Annotated in this window: 10 protein-coding genes; 3 read left to right on the top strand and 7 right to left on the bottom strand. The window is 46.7% G+C overall.

The features are described from left to right. A partial coding sequence (locus ABIO93_RS29610) for a M4 family metallopeptidase (RefSeq protein WP_348073643.1) occupies positions 1-1,442 on the bottom strand: 1,442 nt, incomplete at its 3' end. Between the two features lie 784 nt (positions 1,443-2,226). Between ABIO93_RS29610 and ABIO93_RS29615 the strand changes: the two genes are divergently transcribed. Continuing rightward, positions 2,227-3,225 (top strand): NAD-dependent epimerase/dehydratase family protein, encoded by a 999-nt coding sequence (locus ABIO93_RS29615; protein ID WP_348073644.1) that lies wholly within the window; start codon positions 2,227-2,229, stop codon positions 3,223-3,225. A 181-nt stretch (positions 3,226-3,406) separates the two neighbouring features. On the opposite strand, the gene ABIO93_RS29620 is transcribed toward ABIO93_RS29615, so the two are convergent. From ABIO93_RS29620 to ABIO93_RS29645, 6 genes are all read right to left on the bottom strand, one after another. Continuing rightward, positions 3,407-5,566: an ATP-binding protein gene (locus tag ABIO93_RS29620; protein ID WP_348073645.1), complete on the bottom strand. Its 2,160-nt coding sequence runs from the start codon at positions 5,564-5,566 to the stop codon at positions 3,407-3,409. Positions 5,567-5,677: 111 nt separating this feature from the next. Continuing rightward, entirely contained in the window at positions 5,678-6,922 is a 1,245-nt protein-coding gene (gene fahA / locus ABIO93_RS29625) for a fumarylacetoacetase (RefSeq protein ID WP_348073646.1), read from the bottom strand. A gap of 19 nt (positions 6,923-6,941) precedes the next feature. Beyond that, positions 6,942-7,664 (bottom strand): phenylalanine 4-monooxygenase, encoded by a 723-nt coding sequence (gene phhA / locus ABIO93_RS29630; RefSeq protein WP_348073647.1) that lies wholly within the window; start codon positions 7,662-7,664, stop codon positions 6,942-6,944. An 11-nt stretch (positions 7,665-7,675) separates the two neighbouring features. Beyond that, the gene (gene hppD / locus ABIO93_RS29635) at positions 7,676-8,803 is read right to left on the bottom strand and encodes a 4-hydroxyphenylpyruvate dioxygenase (RefSeq protein WP_348073648.1); all 1,128 of its coding nucleotides are present in this window, start codon (positions 8,801-8,803) and stop codon (positions 7,676-7,678) included. Between the two features lie 69 nt (positions 8,804-8,872). Continuing rightward, positions 8,873-10,042 (bottom strand): homogentisate 1,2-dioxygenase, encoded by a 1,170-nt coding sequence (locus ABIO93_RS29640; protein WP_348073649.1) that lies wholly within the window; start codon positions 10,040-10,042, stop codon positions 8,873-8,875. A 160-nt stretch (positions 10,043-10,202) separates the two neighbouring features. Continuing rightward, positions 10,203-11,540, bottom strand: coding sequence for a hypothetical protein (locus tag ABIO93_RS29645; protein WP_348073650.1), 1,338 nt, complete (start codon positions 11,538-11,540; stop codon positions 10,203-10,205). A 181-nt stretch (positions 11,541-11,721) separates the two neighbouring features. On the opposite strand from ABIO93_RS29645, the gene ABIO93_RS29650 reads away from it, so the two are divergent. Both ABIO93_RS29650 and ABIO93_RS29655 read left to right on the top strand, forming a co-directional pair. Continuing rightward, on the top strand, positions 11,722-14,781 hold the full coding sequence (locus tag ABIO93_RS29650) for a TonB-dependent receptor (protein ID WP_348073651.1): 3,060 nt from the start codon (positions 11,722-11,724) through the stop codon (positions 14,779-14,781). Positions 14,782-14,817: 36 nt separating this feature from the next. Then, on the top strand, positions 14,818-16,491 hold the full coding sequence (locus ABIO93_RS29655) for a RagB/SusD family nutrient uptake outer membrane protein (protein WP_348073652.1): 1,674 nt from the start codon (positions 14,818-14,820) through the stop codon (positions 16,489-16,491). Positions 16,492-16,507: the final 16 nt, after the last annotated feature.

The following is a 16,507-nucleotide window of genomic DNA, read 5'->3' on the forward strand; positions in this document are numbered from 1 at the left end:
GTCGTAGCGGTCATATATTGTGATTGTGCCAGCCAAAAAATATGTGCCGCTTTGGTAATCCCTATACCCGCAATCGTCTGGCCATTGTAAGTTCCTCCATCCACCAATAACGCATAAGCGTGATTGATCACGCCACTATTAATATGCACGCCTCCGTTGTCAGTAGAAGCACACCAGTATTGAGGATCGGATACTTTTCCGGGATTGCCGAAACATGTAGGGTCCCACATGTCCCGGAGCGCGCCGCCAAAAGCAGTGCTTTTTTCGCCCACCTGCCACCGCGAGGAGCTGCCACACCCAGTCCTTGGCAGATTGCTTTCACCAGCATCCATATAACCGTCCAGCTGATCTACCGTTTCGCCCCAGATGTCCGAATAAGCCTCATTGAGTGCGCCCGACTGCCATTTATATATAAGCCCGCTTGTGTACTGCGTGTAGGCGTGCGCCCATTCATGTGCTACTACGTCGTCGGTGGCTACACCAGTACAATAGTTAGCTGTTGACCCATTCCAGTTAGCATTAGGGCAATTGATGCTTGGATTATTGTTAATGGTGACCATCGGAGCATCCGCGTCGTCATAGGATTTATATCCGAAGGCATTTTTCATCAGATTGTACATAAAACCTGCTGACTCTACTTCCGATTGCTGCCATTCATCCAGTGTTCCCGGCAATGCATCGCCCTCGTCCCAGCGCAGGTTGCCAGCGCTTATTGATGTTTCATAAAGCGTCCGGTGGATTACCTCGTGGATTCCGGTAAATTGGTCTACTAGTGCTCCATTGTGTGCATCGATGTAAAGAATTTCTCTCACATCGGCAGCATTTGCAACTTCCACCTCATAAACCAATAGCTTCGTTCCATACACACCTTGTGCCAGTCCTTTCTGGAAGATATATATAGTGCTTTTGTTAACTTTTAGAGGAGCGATGGTGGTACCCATTTTTTGCGCCTCTACATACTGAATTGCCAGGGTTTCCGCTTCATGCTGCGCCAAGGTCGGGACTACATTCACTTTAATGTCGGAAATGTAGTTGCCATTCAGAGCGGTTAAGTCCTTGTTTTTATTGTAGTGCAATTTCATCAGACCGTCAAATACCGGAACACCGTTATACGTCTGCTGCAATGTCACATTTTCCAAGCCATAGTAATCGGTCTGCTGACCGCGTAAACGATATGCGTCCTGACCCGGCCGGATGCCAAGTATACCACCGTTCTGAGCAATGAAGTTTGCGGATTTCTGCTGAACATCACCGCCATTGATCTGAAACGCTCTCTGGGCAGGAAACCGCAGGAAACTTAGCGAGTTAGTAGCAGGGTCTATCGTGGGAAGAGCACCTGTGCGGGCCGCAAAGGCGTCTATTTCTCCTTTCACAGGTGCCTGGGAAATAGAAGCATGAGCGCACAGTAAAAATAATGGAATGATGAGTAAACAATGTTTCATAATATTTCAGAAAAGTTGGGATGACGGATACCGAATGTAGGTAGAAATTTGAATAATAAAAATTTTACTTGGAAATGTAACATTAAGTTACCGTCTTGATTATCAATTTGTTAGTAAACTATTGGTGAATTGACGCTTCTTTGGAGCAGCGTGTCTAAGTTGATCTGGCAAAAATAGATTCTGTGACCGGACCGGCTTTTTAAGCAAACGTTTTCAACGTGAGAACCTTCGGCATTTTTCCTTAAAGCGAGTATCGGGAGCGCTGCCACCAAAATTCTACGTGGGAAGAGTTTATGACACATTATCACATATTTTTCACAGTGCTGGATGCAACGTATGGCGTGCGAAATAATGTCTATGGTTTTATAACTGGCAGATACATAGTCATGGAAGCACTCATTGAGACGATCAGGTTTTCTCTTAGTCGGGGGATTTTTTGGATTCCATTTACGGTAATTTTGCTGTTGATGATCTTTTTGCTGGTGATGCAGACCTATTAGGTCGGTCACTGACCAAGTAGGCCGGAATTTTTGCTGCTAAATAATTTCTTCACTTAAAAACATTAAGATTGGATACAATCCAGTATTTTTGAAATTCTCTTTATAACACACTTTTTATGAAAAATTCTCTGCCTATGCGGCAACCCAAACTCCCCAGAATTGTGGATCACTCCATGGTTAGGATACAGCAACCAGTTATTGCAGTCCGCACCCATCATTCATTCTGCGAATGACCCGGTTTATATTCCCAAAAGAGATTAGTGACAATAAAAAACAATATTAACATGAAGGTTTTAGTGACAGGAGCAGCAGGTTTTATAGGCTTTCATCTTGTAAAAAAACTGATTACACAGGGACATCAAGTTGTTGGGATCGATAACATCAATGATTATTATTCAGTACAGTTGAAGCTTGACAGACTCAGCCAGGTTGGAATTGAAGTCTCGGGTATTGTACCTCACAGTGTCAATTTAAGTTCTACTTCGAGCTTTCAGTTTATCAAAATGGATCTATTGGATATGGACCAATTATTGGATCTGTTCAACAAGCATCATTTTGACTACGTTGTTAACCTGGCCGCCCAGGCTGGAATACGTTACAGCCTGGAAAACCCCCGCAGCTACCTGAAATCCAATGTTGAAGGTTTTTTTAACATTTTGGAGTGCTGCCGACTTCATCGGCCCGCCAAGTTGGTTTATGCAAGCAGTTCAAGCGTTTACGGTTTAAATACTGAACAACCTTTTGCAACGGTCCAAAAATCAGAAACTCCGATTAATGTCTATGCTGCCACCAAGAAAACCAATGAACTTTTGGCACACACGTACAGTCATTTGTATGATATGACCACTGTGGGGCTTCGATTTTTTACCGTCTATGGCCCATGGGGGAGGCCTGACATGGCCCCGTTTTTATTTGCGGAAGCCATAGAGGCAGGCAAGCCTATCAATGTATATAACCACGGTGAAATGAAACGTGATTTTACGTATATAGATGATATTGTAGGCGGAATAAATGCAGTACTGGACTCAGACCTGCCCAATAAGTACCAGATTTATAACATTGGAAATGGTAAGCCTGTCAATCTGCTTCATTTCATCAAATGTCTGGAAACTTCCTTCGGAAAAAAGGCTGAAATCAACTTAAAGGACATGATCCCGGGAGATATTGTCTCCACCTGGGCTGATACAGACGAGCTGGAAGCAGTAACCGGGCATCGCGCTACCACCAACATTGAAGATGGGGTGAATTCATTTGTGCAATGGTACCAGCAATACAATCAATAATTAGCACATCTGCATTAAGGGGCTTAATTCGAAAAGCGCGTCTTGCATGTAACTGGACTTAGTAATCCGTGTAAATTATATAGCAGTATTGTGCAAAGGACGATTTTATCAAGTCGTCCTTTGTTGTTTCTTTCGTGTCATATCCGATATCACCGGCCGTATTTGGTTGATTCTGACGGCCCTACCTGCTTTTTAAATGAAATAGCTTTTTCAGGATACTAGCAAAGTGGTCCTCATCGAATGGTTTTGCCAGCACATCATTCATTCCTACTCGTGCGTAATAGGCCAATTTATCCTCTCCAATACTCCCTGTAAAGCCCAGGACAGGGGTTTGCGCCTTGTCCTCTTTCCCGTAGCCACGGATTAGTTTTGTAAGCTCGATGCCGTCCATAACTGGCATTTGAATGTCAGTTATAACCAGATCATAGGGGTTGTTGCTGAACATCTCAAAAGCCTTCTGACCATCTCCAACTAAATCGTAGGAAGCCCCCAGCTTATCCATGAACCTACTGATCAGCAGCAGGTTCATCTTAATATCGTCCGCTATCAGCACTTTTTTCCCTTTCAATATGGTGATGGAGGTAACAGCCGACGGGGTTACACTCTCCGGGGTACTTATACTATCTATTCCCGGAATAGCGATTCCGGGAAAATTTTCGACTAATTCTAATGGTAGGCTCACTATGAATTCGGATCCCTGACCTGGAACGCTGTCTGCTTTGATCGTTCCGCCATATAAATCTACAATGCGTTTACAAATAGCCAGGCCAAGCCCAGTTCCCAACTGACGTGATTTACTGTCACTGCTTTCAACCTGAGTGAAATCTTCGAAAATGGCCCCCAAATGCTCTTTTGCAATACCTATCCCGGAGTCCTTTACACTGATTTTGAACAATCCCTTGCCTTGATCTTTCTTTTCAAGGGAAGCGCTAACCAGGATATTTCCGTTCTCGGGAGTAAATTTGATTGCATTGGCCAATAAATTAATTATAATTTGTTTGATCCTGAAATCATCGCCTTTCAAGGCTATACCACGGTCGAGTGACATACGCGGCAATATTCTAATCTTCTTCTCATCGGCCAGCACCGACAACATCGAAATTGCATCGCTTAATACCGGTACCGGTAAAAACGGTTTGTTATGCAGCATGATCTTCCCGCTTTCGAACTTGGAAAAATCAAGAATCTCGTTGACCAGCGTAAGCAATATTTTGGACGCTCCTTTGATCGCATTGACATTCTCCTGCAATTCACCTTCCAGTTTTTGTGTATCAATCAATTGCGAAAAGCCAATAATTGAATTCAGCGGCGTGCGGATTTCGTGAGATATCTGAGCCATAAATTGCCCTTTCCTTTTGGCCGTTTCTGTACTCAGCTTGGCATATTCCACAATGGTCAAATCTTTTTTATAGAGCCTGGCAAGGTTAGAGATAATCAGGACGGCCAGTAAAATAACCACAAGGACACCTCCCCAAATCAGCGCGCTCATTTCAGTGAGTCGGGACGAGGTCGCCGACAGCAGCGACATTCTCAATGCCTTTATCTGGTGCCGCTCGCCGTTTTTTAATGCGCTCAGCGATTTTTGAAGGTTGGAAAAAATTCTGCCGTTAATCGACAGCAGCTGCTGCTCTGTGGTGCTCAATTTCCGGCGGGCATTTTCCAGGAGCGCATAATTTTTGACAGGCAAGACCGGCATGGATGCTCTGACTGAATCCTGGCTCATCACCGTGCTGCTATTGGTGAGCGATACACTTTTGGCAAGGGTGTCGCTATTCCGGATCGCGTCCATGATCCGCCCGACTAGTTTTCTTTTGCTCTTAAGGGTAGAAACCTGGGTGGTATCTATTTGAGCTGTTTTGCGGGTAATGGCCGCTTTGCGTGCATACCGCCCCGATGCAAGGGTCACAGGTTCTGTTGTATTCAATGAAAAAGATAAAAGGCTATCAACCATCATTCTGAGATTGATAAATTCTGCATTCTTCTCCTTTTTATTGGAAAGCAGGCTGGACATGGATTTTACGCGGATTTTCCTCTCGTTTTCATATTCGTGTAGTATCCCTGTTACAGTTCGCAGCTGATCAGCGTATGATCTCAGGTATGCAGAATCCAGGGTTACTACGAAAAAGCGACTGTTGTTTTCGGCGGAATAAAGAAGTGATATGCACGTATCGATCTGGTGGTAGCCATCATTTTCAAGTTGCAAGGCCTGTATATTGCTTTTTATTGTCTCTGATTTCCAATAGGTCAGCAGTGTCACAAAGGCAAAGCTGGCCAGCAAGACCGTAAGTACTGCAGTCCAGGCGAAGGCCGCGCGGGACGCAACAGGAGGAGAATTTTTCATAGCGGAGAGTATATTGCTTAAATTTTCCGTGCATGCGGCAGGGGAGCCAGCAAACCAGGCAATTCAGTTCGCAAATGTAACCGCTTTTGACTAAATGTGCGCGCCGATAACTTAAATAACATGCTGGGTAGCCCTAATTCGGCCCTTTAATTCACCGAAACCCACCCGGATACCTTCTTTTTGACCATACCCACGCATGATGACCTCGTCGCCATCCTCCAAAAAACGGCGCACATGATTGCTGAAATGGATGGGTTCTTTGCCTCCGACGGTGGCTTCCAGCAGGCAGCCTGCGCTATTGCGTCCGGGTCCGCTGATTGTTCCAGTGGCCAGTAAGTCTCCCACATTCAAATTACAGCCTGTAATGGTATGATGGGCAACCTGTTGGCTCAGGTTCCAGTATAGATAATCCGAATTCGTCTCAGATATGATGTACTCCTGGTCGGCAAATGGCTTGATAGCCACCGAAAGGGCAATATCAAACCCCATTCTCCCGGGATGGACCAGATAGGGTAGTGGCTGCGGGAGCTGAACGGGTGGTTCTGTCCGAAACAGTTGTAGCGCCTCCATCGTCACAATCCAAGGAGAAACACTGGATGCAAAGTTTTTGCTCGTAAATGGCCCAAGCGGCTGATATTCCCAGCGTTGGATATCGCGCGCCGACCAGTCATTAAAGAGCAATGCACCGAAAATGTAATCCTCAGCCTTCTCAATAGCAACCGGTTTACCCATTTGCGAATCTTTGCCCACTACGAAGGCAAGTTCAAGCTCGTAGTCCAGTGAGCTCGTCGGGGCAAAAATCGGATCACCTGCCGGATCTTTGTTAATCTGGCCATTGGGCCGGTCAATGACGGTACCGGAAACTACTATGGAAGAAGCACGTCCATGGTAAGCGACCGGCATGTGTTTCCAATTGGGAAACAGCGGATTGTCGGGCCGGAACAATTTTCCGACATGAGTGGCATGTTCCTGGCTGGAATAAAAGTCGGTGTAGTTGCCAACTTTCAATGGGATATGCATTTGCACGTCGCTTTGCTGTACGATCAGCACGTTTGCCAATCTTTTTAACAAGGAATCAGTATCCTGTAGACCTTGTTGCAAGACGGAACGCACATATCCGGAAAACGTCGGGCCCAGCGATATGAAATCATTGAGAAAGGGTTGACGAAAAACATTTTCTTTTAATGGATATGCTGGGAAAATCCCTTTGTCGAACGCCTGGGCCAGATCTATAATATATTCTCCGATGGCAACACCTGCCACCAAGGCACCCTGACCTTTGCTGAAAATTCCGAAAGGCAGATTATGAAGGGAGAAGTCTGAATGATCAGCGATGGGAAGCCACGATTGTTGCATGGGAATATTTTGGTCAACATTACTTATCTGCAAATACCACGAGTAACTCTTCAATACCTGTGACCGAATCGTAAAGTTGATCGTAGGATTGAATCACAAAATAATGGTCCTGGTACTTGTCGATGTGATAGGGCGTATTCATTACCGTGACCAGGTCGAAATCAATCTTGGGAACCTGTTTGCCTAGGCAATAATTACTCTCGCCGGTCGATGAAATAATTCCTCCGCCATATATTTTCAGCGCGCCATTTTCACGGATCAATCCAAATTCGACAGTATACCAGTACAAACGGGAAATAAGCTGCAGAATTTCCTCATTGTCAATGAAGCGCAGCGCCACCGCACTCAGATGTGAAATAAAATCACAAAATGCCTGGTTGCTCAAAAGCGGCACATGTCCGAAGGTATCATGAAACATGTCAGGCTCTTGCAGGTAATCGATCTGCTCGGGTTTTCGAAGCCAGCTCGAAGCGGGAAACTGACGGTTATAAAGATGTGAGTAAAACTCTTTATGTGGGATCAGGCCAGGTACCACGTACACTTCCCAGCCCGTTAAGGCACTTAGTAATGGGTTGGTTTCTGATTCAAAATTCGGGATATGCTCTGCCGTAAACCCCACTTTTTCAATTCCATCCAGGTAAGCACTGCTGGCGATCTGAGGCAGAATGCGCCTCTGCCTCTCAAAAAGCTGCCGCCACATTTGGTGATCAGCTTTGGTATAATGGTCATAGGCCTGGTCCATAATGTATCATTTCAAAGTGTTCCTCGCAGCATTTGCTCCCGTTCGATGGCTTCAAACAAAGCTTTGAAATTGCCTTTTCCAAACGATCTCGCACCTTTTCGCTGAATGATCTCAAAAAACAAAGTAGGGCGTGGCATAATGGGTTTGGTAAAAATTTGCAGCAGATAGCCCTCATCGTCACGATCTACCAGGATACCCAGCTCCCTCAGGCTGCGAATTTCCTCATCGATTTCTCCAACCCTTTCCGAGAGATCTTCATAGTAAGATGCAGGCACCTGCAAAAATTCCACCCCACGGTCCCTCAGTGCTTTTACCGTTTCAATAATATGATCCGTATTGACAGCAATGTGCTGAACCCCCGGGCCGCCATAAAAATGCAGATATTCTTCTACCTGCGATTTTTTCTTTCCCTCCGCCGGCTCATTGATCGGGAATTTGATCCGTCCATTGCCATTGCTCATTACTTTGCTCATCAGCGCGGTGTAATCGGTGGAAATGTCTTTGTCGTCAAAGGAGGCCAGGGTCGTAAAGCCCATCACATCCTCGTAGAATTTCACCCATTTGTTCATCTCGTTCCACCCTACATTACCCACCATATGATCAATGTAGCGCAAGCCGGTACCAGGCGGAATGTGCGCAGGTTTCCACTCAATAAATCCTGGCAGAAAAATGCCGGCGTAATCCTTGCGTTCCACAAAAATATGCACGGTATCCCCATAGGTATGGATTCCCGAGCGCACGACCTGGCCGGTTTCATCGTGCTCAATCACGGGTGCCAGGTAAGAACTGGCACCGCGCAATATGGTTTCATTGTATGCCTGGGTAGCATCATCGACCCAGAGCGCAATAACCTGGACGCCGTCCCCGTGCTGATCAATATGCGCCCCAATGGAAGTCCCTCCATGCAGCGGCGAAGTAAAAATCAGCCTGATCTTATCCTGGATAACCACATAAGACTCCCGGTCGGTCAACCCCGTTTCCAGCCCAGCCATTGCCAGTGGCTGAAAACCAAAAGCATTCTGAAAGTAATGCGCCGATTGCAATGCATTGCCAACAAATAATTCCACATAATCCATACCGTTGATCGGCAGAAAATCGGTGTGTGGAGGTAAGATTATAGTTTCTGTACTCGCTTCCATGTTGTTTGTATATTAACAATTTTTGATTCTCGACTCACGATCCATGACATTCATTCAGTCATTCAAAACTCAAAATTCCGCCCAGCTTTTGTAATAAACCCCATCATCAATCCCCATCGCCGCCTCTGTAAGCATGAGCGGCCGGAAAGTATCGACCATGACGGCGAGTTCCTGCGTTTCTTTTTTACCAATACTGCGCTCGTATGCGCCCGGGTGCGGGCCGTGCGGAATCCCGCCGGGGTGAAGCGTCATGTCACCCTGCGAAATATTATTGCGGCTCATAAAATCGCCATCTACATAATAAAGCAGCTCATCCGAATCAATGTTGCTGTGATTATAAGGGGCAGGTATGGCCAGCGGATGATAATCGTACAACCTCGGGCAAAAAGAGCAAACTACAAATGCATCGGTCTGAAAAGTCTGGTGAACAGGCGGAGGCTGATGAATGCGGCCGGTAATGGGTTCGAAATTGTGAATCGAAAAGCCCCAAGGATAATTGTAGCCGTCCCAGCCGACCACATCGAAAGGATGCGTGGCATAGGTAACGGGATGTATGTAGTTCTGTTTTTTTATTTTAATCAGAAAGTCCCCTTTTTCATCATGGGTTTGCAGGTCTCTTGGCAAGATATAGTCCCGCTCACAAAACGGGGACTGCTCCATCAACTGTCCAAAATGATTTCGGTATCGTTTGGGCGTATAGATAGGGGAGTGCGATTCCAGGTAAAGCAGCTTGTTATCATCCGTATCAAACTCAATCTGGTAGATTATACCTCTTGGAATCAGCATGTAATCACCATCCTGAAAGGGAATACTGCCAAAAAAAGTGGATAGTTTTCCTTTTCCATGATGAATAAACAGCAGCTCGTCGGCGTCGGCATTTTTATAGAAATATTGCATCAGGCCCCTTACCGGCGCAGCCAAACCTATCACCAGGTCGCGGTTGAGCATCAACGGAATGCGGCTTTCCAGGTAATCATCGGTAGATTGAATATTAAAACCGATGAATTTGCGCATCGTCAGATTGTTGGCTATCGCAATTTTGGGAGAAACATCATAAGGTGCAGCAAAAGCTTTCACCTGCGTGGGCCGCCAGGTGTGGTACAGCAGCGAGGACATTCCTTCGAAACCAATGGTGCCAAAGACCTCCTCATAATACAGCCCCGAGCCCTGCTCCGCAGACTTGCGGAACTGGGTATGCCTTTTGGGCGGAATGCTTCCAAGTCGATGATATATAGGCATGGTTCTGTGGATCAGTTAAATATCTACTGAATATAAGCTAACTAATAATTGCCAATGCAACGATATAACAAATAATTGAATATTCAAATAAATTTTTGCATTATTTGAATTGAATGTAAAATGAGCTTGCTAGTGAAATTTGTCGGTCTGATGAATGGAATTACTGAAAATTCCCATTAAATGCCTGACCAGTTTTCAGGTCTGTGAGCAAGACTGATTGAATGGAGCCAATGCCGGAAAAGGTGATGCCTAAACCGTATATTTTCTTTAACGGTTTTTGATAACTGATCTCATAAACCTGCTTGGAATTGATAAAAATGCGGGCGTGTTTGTTCTCCACTTTGATTTCCATCGAGCCGCCCTCGTGCAGGTCTACCCCTAAAAAGTTCAGCTGGTTGGATTCTCCTTGCTTATTGATTTCAGAAAATTGTAAGTCTGTCCAATGCACGCAGCCTGGTTTCATAGCGTCCACCAGATGTTTGGAATGTTGCCCAAATACACTCACACGCACTTGCGAGCAGCGTACCCCGGCGCGGGAGGGTGAAGTTTTCAATTTGACAAAAAGATCAAAATTATCACCGTCGATATTGGTGATCTGCGTATTGATGAAATCTACGAAAAAGGTCCTGTTGGTATCAATGCCGGCATGCGCAGCTTCCATTGCGCTGACACTGTTTTTGCCTCCGGTGAAAAGGTTCGGTACTTCGATCGGGTACACCCGCGTCGTATCGTACATCATTCTGGCTGTTGCTGTCCAGCCATTTGTTTTTAAATAGACCGAGGCAGTGTCCAAAGCAATGCCGTCCAGTTTCAGAACAGCGAAGTACATGCCCGGAACTTCATAATAATGTGAATACAGGCTATCCCCATCCACCACAGGAATTTTATGCGTATCGCCAAAATCAATGGTGTAATGTTCTTTGGAGGGACCGGCACCGTCCATTCCATGTACAACAAACAATGCCGAGTGAGGATTTTCACCAATAGGGTTCTCGCAAACTAGTGCGAGTGGCGTGTGCCTATCAGGCTTAAAGAATAGTTGATATGCAAAAAAAATGACCAGGCTAATTACAACCGCAGCTGCCGGGATAAACCACCGTTTGTAGCTTCGTTTCCGCGTAGCGGGAATGGTTACAGGTGAAGCGGTGGATGGTGTGGAATGAAGAGGTGTTTGGGCTGACTTTATTGAAACCTGCACAGGCAGCAATTGGGCATTTGTAAACTTTTCCCAATCAGTATATCCGACGTAAAGGGCCAGTGCGTCGCGCGTAGCCCTTTGAGGGTAATAACGAACATCGGTTTTGATCTTGCCGAAAATACGTTTAAGTGTATTGGGGCTGATCTGAACGTGTGTTTTTTTATAGAGAATATTCCCTAGTTTGACATAGTCGCTGTTTTTCCAGCCAGCAATGTCAGGCTTACCGAATTCTTCACTTACAAGTTGGCAGCAGTAATCCAGATGATCCAAAGAACTCGCCCTGCCTTGTCCATTCTCCATAAAATATTTGCTCCAATGGGCTATTTATCAATTGTTTAGGTTGTCCATAGTTTTGGTTGAGCAAGTGATCAACCCGATATTCCAATCATCAAAATATGCAAAATTATATTTGCAAACTTAAATTTTTATATCGACCGGTTATTAGTAAAACCGTCTTGAAACTCTAAAATATTCAAAGATTATGAGACAAAAAATTCTACTTGGCTGCATCCTGCTATTTGGATGGCTTGACCCTCTTTGGGCACAGACGCGCCAGTTGTCGGGAAAAGTGACGGACGAGCAGGCCAAGGACCTTCCCGGCGTGAGCATTGTCGTGAAAGGGAAACAGCAAGGGACCGTTACCGATGCTAACGGGCAGTACAAACTTGCATTGCCAGATGCTGAGGTAATTACACTGACCTTTTCGTTTGTAGGTTACCAAAGTCAGGAGATAGATGTGGCGGGCCGCTCTAATCTGGATGTTTCTTTAAAACCCAATGATAACTCGCTGGCCGAAGTAGTGGTGGTAGGGTATGGTACCCAAAAGAAAAAAGACCTGACTGGTGCTATTTCCACCATCAGCTCCAAAGACGTTGCCGGACGACAAACATTGCAGGTTTCCGATGCCTTGCAGGGAAGTGTTGCCGGGGTTTCGGTCACCCGCAGCAGCGGCGCTCCGGGCTCGGGTTCCTCGATTTTGATCCGCGGTATTACCACCATTGGTACCAACAGCCCTCTCATAATTGTGGATGGTGTGCCGGTGAGCAGCATTGATAATGTGAATCCGGGAGACGTGGAAGGCATTACGGTTTTGAAAGATGCCGCCTCAGCTGCCATTTATGGGTCAAGAGGTGCCGCGGGCGTAATTCTGGTTACTACCAAGCGTGCGAAAAATGGACAAAGCACCCTGGAATACACCTACGAGTATGGTGTACAGCGCGCTACGGCTACGCCCGGTTATGCAGCCGTGGTGGATTACATGAAGTATTTTAATGAGCAGGCCACCAACGACGGGGCTAGTACAGGACCTTTTGCCGCGTCATTTATCGCTTCCTACCTGGATAGTAACAGGGTAAGCCCGGACCGATTTCCAAATACAGATTGGCAGAAATCAATCATTAACCGCAGCAGCGCACCACGCCAGCGTCACGATGTCTCATTTACAATGGGTTCGGGCAAGATCAAAACAAAGGCTTCCCTGGGATATGCCAGCGCCGGGGCCTTTTACGATAACCGCTCATATGACAGGTATCTTTTCAGGATCAACAATGATATGCAGGTCAATGATAAAATGTCTGTTAATATGGATGTTTTCTACAAAAGGACTTCCAATCAGGGTAATGCTAACGAGCTTCCTAACAGTACTTTCAACCCGATTTACGAAGCGCGCGTGATGCCGCCAATTTATGATGACGTCTACTCGGACGGTCGGCTGGCACTGGGGAAAGACGGTCGTAACCCGCTCGCTCAAATCCGCGAAGGCGGCTTCTCCAAAACCCTCTATAACCAGATAGGAGGCCGGATATCACTCAACTACAAGCCCGTGCAAGGCCTGACTCTGACCGCATTGGTCGCGCCGGTTTTTGACCTGGATAAGAATAAATATTTCTCCAAACAGATCAGATACACCAATCCCGACGGTACTAGTAGCACGGTTGTCAACCAGGCCAGAACAACATTGTCCGAAGGTCGATCGGAAGGTTTGACCATGAACGGGCAGGTACTTGCCAATTATGCGAAAGACTTTGCAAATGGCCATTCTATCGACATACTGGCTGGTTATGAAGAAAACTACCGCTCGCTGGAAACACTGGGCGCCTCCCGCAGCGGCTTTGCACTGACTGATTTTCCTTATCTGAACTCGGGTTCAACAGAGCTCAGGGACAACTCAGGAAGCGCCAATCAGTCTGGCTTGCATTCCTATTTTGGAAGGCTCCAATACAATTACAAGAGCAAGTATTTTTTACAGGGTAACCTTCGCTCGGATCTCTCGTCCCGGTTCGCATCGGCCTTCAGGCGGGCAGTATATCCGTCTCTTTCTGCGGGATGGACGGTTTCAGAGGAAAGTTTCCTGAAAAACAATAAGTGGCTGTCATTTTTAAAAGTGAGGGGATCGTGGGGGAAAGCCGGTAATGAGCGGTTATTGGACAAAGATGGCAACCCCGCCTACTATCCCTACCTGGCCACTGTGGATTTTTCCACCGCATTGTTTTATCAAAATGGCGGCGTAGTACCATTAACCGGCGGCGGCCAGCAGGTTTACGCAGTTGAAAATATCACCTGGGAAACAAGCCGTACCACCGACATTGGACTCGACGCAGCTTTTCTAAATGATCGCCTGACTTTGGGAGCAGATTATTACATGAAAAAAACCACGGACATTCTTCTGCCCCTCGACATTCCGCTATACTTGGGCTACGACAAACCCAATCAGAATGCGGGTGTTCTCAATGTGAAAGGCTGGGAGCTGGAAGTAGGCTGGAAAGACCGTATTAACAAGCTGAATTATTCCATAGCCGCCAATTTATCCGATGCGCGATCTACGGTAGGAGACTTGAAAGGTACCGAGTTCCGGGGCGATCAGATCATTCGGAATGGGAGCGAGTACAACGAATGGTTTGGTTACGTAGCCAATGGATTATTTCAGACCCAGGATCAAATCAATGGTGCGCCTGTGCTGAATGTGACTACCAAGCCTGGAGACGTCCGTTATCAGGACATCAATCAAGACGGCAAGATTACGACCGATGATAAGGTGCTGCTTGGCGGGGCATTGCCCAGGTATTTTTATGGTGGAAATCTGCGGGCGGATTATGAAGGGTTCGATTTCGGCGTGAGCTTTCAGGGAGTGGCCAAAAGGCGCTCAAGGCTCAATAGTGAAGTGGTTCAACCGTTTGCCGAAGCTTTTGGAAACATGCCCTCCGATATGATTGGCAAATTTTGGAGTGTGAACAATAGTGCAGACCAAAACCTGCGCGCCACTTATCCTCGCCTTTCACGGACTTCCAACGCCGCCAATTATTCGCTTTCGGATTACTGGCTGATCAATGGGGCTTATTTCCGTCTTAAAAACATCACTTTGGGCTATACATTAAAACAGACTGCCGTCAAGAAAGCGGGCATCCAATCGCTGCGTTTTTATGTGTCTGCTAATGATGTGTTCTCACTCAGCAAGTTTCCCAACTACCTTGATCCTGAATCGGGAAGCTATTCCTATCCCATCGTAACCACCCTGATGGCGGGCGCCACGATCCGGTTTTAATCAAAGGGATTTATACCAAAAGTCAAATTATCGATCATGAAAAAGTTAACCCTAATATTTTCGCTGCTGACCTGCCTTACAGCCTGTCACACCCTCGACCTGAACCCGCTTTCCGAGGCATCTACCGGGACGTTTTATTCTAATCAAACAGAATTGCAATTGGCGGTGAACGATCTGTACCGGCTTGCTTTCTGGGGCAATGACAATGAGCTTTTCAGCGACAATGAATGGCATCGCGGTCAGCTTACGAATGCTGTGATCGGCGGCACGATGACTGCCGATGATGCAGCCGTGCAGACCTACTGGCTGAATTGCTACAAAGCCATTGCCAGGGCCAATTCGTTTCTGGCCAACAAAGACAAAGCTGCCGCCAGTACCCCGGCTAATATCCTATTGCGACTGGAAGCTGAAATGCGCCTCATCAGGGCCTATCAATATGCGAGATTGGTTACGCACTTTGGAGATGTTCCTTTCCTGACCACCCCGATTACGCTGGAAGAATCCTATGGCATTACCCGTACCGGCATGGAAGAAGTGCTCACATTTGTTTTTCAGGAGCTGGATTTTGCCGCGGCCAATCTGCCGGTTTCTTACGGAGCTGCTGAAACAAAACGTCTCACCAAAGGGGCTGCGCTGGCCATTAAGGCAAGAACTGCATTATATGCCGGCCAATGGCAGCTTGCCAAAGAAGCTTCCGACGCGGTTATCAAATTGAATGCTTACGCATTGAACAGCAGCTACTCTCAATTGTTTGTCAAAGCAGGAGAATCCAGCAAAGAGCTGATCATCAGTATTCCACGGGATGAAAAGCAGCAGGTATTCAGTACTGCCGGATATGTTCAGGACAACATTTCCCGAAATGCAGGCGGATTTGGCGCGCAGTTACCTACCCGCGACATGGTAGATGCCTATGAGTGCACGGACGGAAAGCTGATCGCAGACTCAAAACTATATGATCCCAAAATGCCATTCAAAAACCGTGACCCGCGTTTAACTGCTACTGTGGTTGAATTCAACACGCAGTGGCTGGGCTACAACTATAATCCGCATCCGGATTCTCTGACTATTTTCAGTTCAAAAGAAAATAAAAAGGTAACTAACAAAGACTCCCGCGCGGTGGCTGCTTTTGCAAGCTTCACAGGATTCCTTTGGAAAAAAGGCATTGACCAGACCTGGCCCGACCGCCTGGTGGAAGACAACGATGCGATCATTATCCGTTATGCAGAGATTCTGCTGACTTACGCGGAAGCCAAAATTGAGCTGGGAGAATTGGATGAAACGGTTTTGAACGCCATTAACCAGGTTCGGGCGCGTGCTTATGGCGTTGCCGTGGAGCAAACCGGCGCGTACCCGGCTGTAACTGCAACCAACGCTACTGCACTCTGGCAGGTACTGCGCAGGGAGCGGCGCGTCGAGTTCCCGCGGGAAGGCCTTCGCTACATGGACCTGATCCGCTGGAAACTGGCCGAAAAAGTGCTGACCAAACCCGTCATTGGCTTACCTGATCCCGCTGCTCAGAACCGCGCCAAATGGCCATTCCCTGGCGTTACCCCGATAGACAGTGACGGTATTGCTGACTACGCCGGGTTTGGTACGGATGTGAAAGTATTGGCGCAAAGGAATTTCGATAAATCAAAGCAGTACCTGTGGCCTATACCCGCCGTGGAAAGACGCGTTAACACAGGAATTACACAGAATTCAGGTTATTAATTTTAATAGTTTTGTT

This window comes from Dyadobacter sp. (assembly GCF_039919315.1).
Taxonomy (GTDB): Bacteria; Bacteroidota; Bacteroidia; order Cytophagales; family Spirosomataceae; genus Dyadobacter.

Bases quoted from the DNA above. Each gene is read 5' to 3' on its own strand.
- ABIO93_RS29615 (WP_348073644.1), top strand. From the start codon at position 2,227: ATGAAGGTTTTAGTGACAGGAGCAGCAGGTTTTATAGGCTTTCATCTT.
- ABIO93_RS29620 (WP_348073645.1), bottom strand. From the start codon at position 5,566: ATGAAAAATTCTCCTCCTGTTGCGTCCCGCGCGGCCTTCGCCTGGACT.
- fahA (WP_348073646.1), bottom strand. From the start codon at position 6,922: ATGCAACAATCGTGGCTTCCCATCGCTGATCATTCAGACTTCTCCCTT.
- phhA (WP_348073647.1), bottom strand. From the start codon at position 7,664: ATGGACCAGGCCTATGACCATTATACCAAAGCTGATCACCAAATGTGG.
- hppD (WP_348073648.1), bottom strand. From the start codon at position 8,803: ATGGAAGCGAGTACAGAAACTATAATCTTACCTCCACACACCGATTTT.
- ABIO93_RS29640 (WP_348073649.1), bottom strand. From the start codon at position 10,042: ATGCCTATATATCATCGACTTGGAAGCATTCCGCCCAAAAGGCATACC.
- ABIO93_RS29645 (WP_348073650.1), bottom strand. From the start codon at position 11,540: ATGGAGAATGGACAAGGCAGGGCGAGTTCTTTGGATCATCTGGATTAC.
- ABIO93_RS29650 (WP_348073651.1), top strand. From the start codon at position 11,722: ATGAGACAAAAAATTCTACTTGGCTGCATCCTGCTATTTGGATGGCTT.
- ABIO93_RS29655 (WP_348073652.1), top strand. From the start codon at position 14,818: ATGAAAAAGTTAACCCTAATATTTTCGCTGCTGACCTGCCTTACAGCC.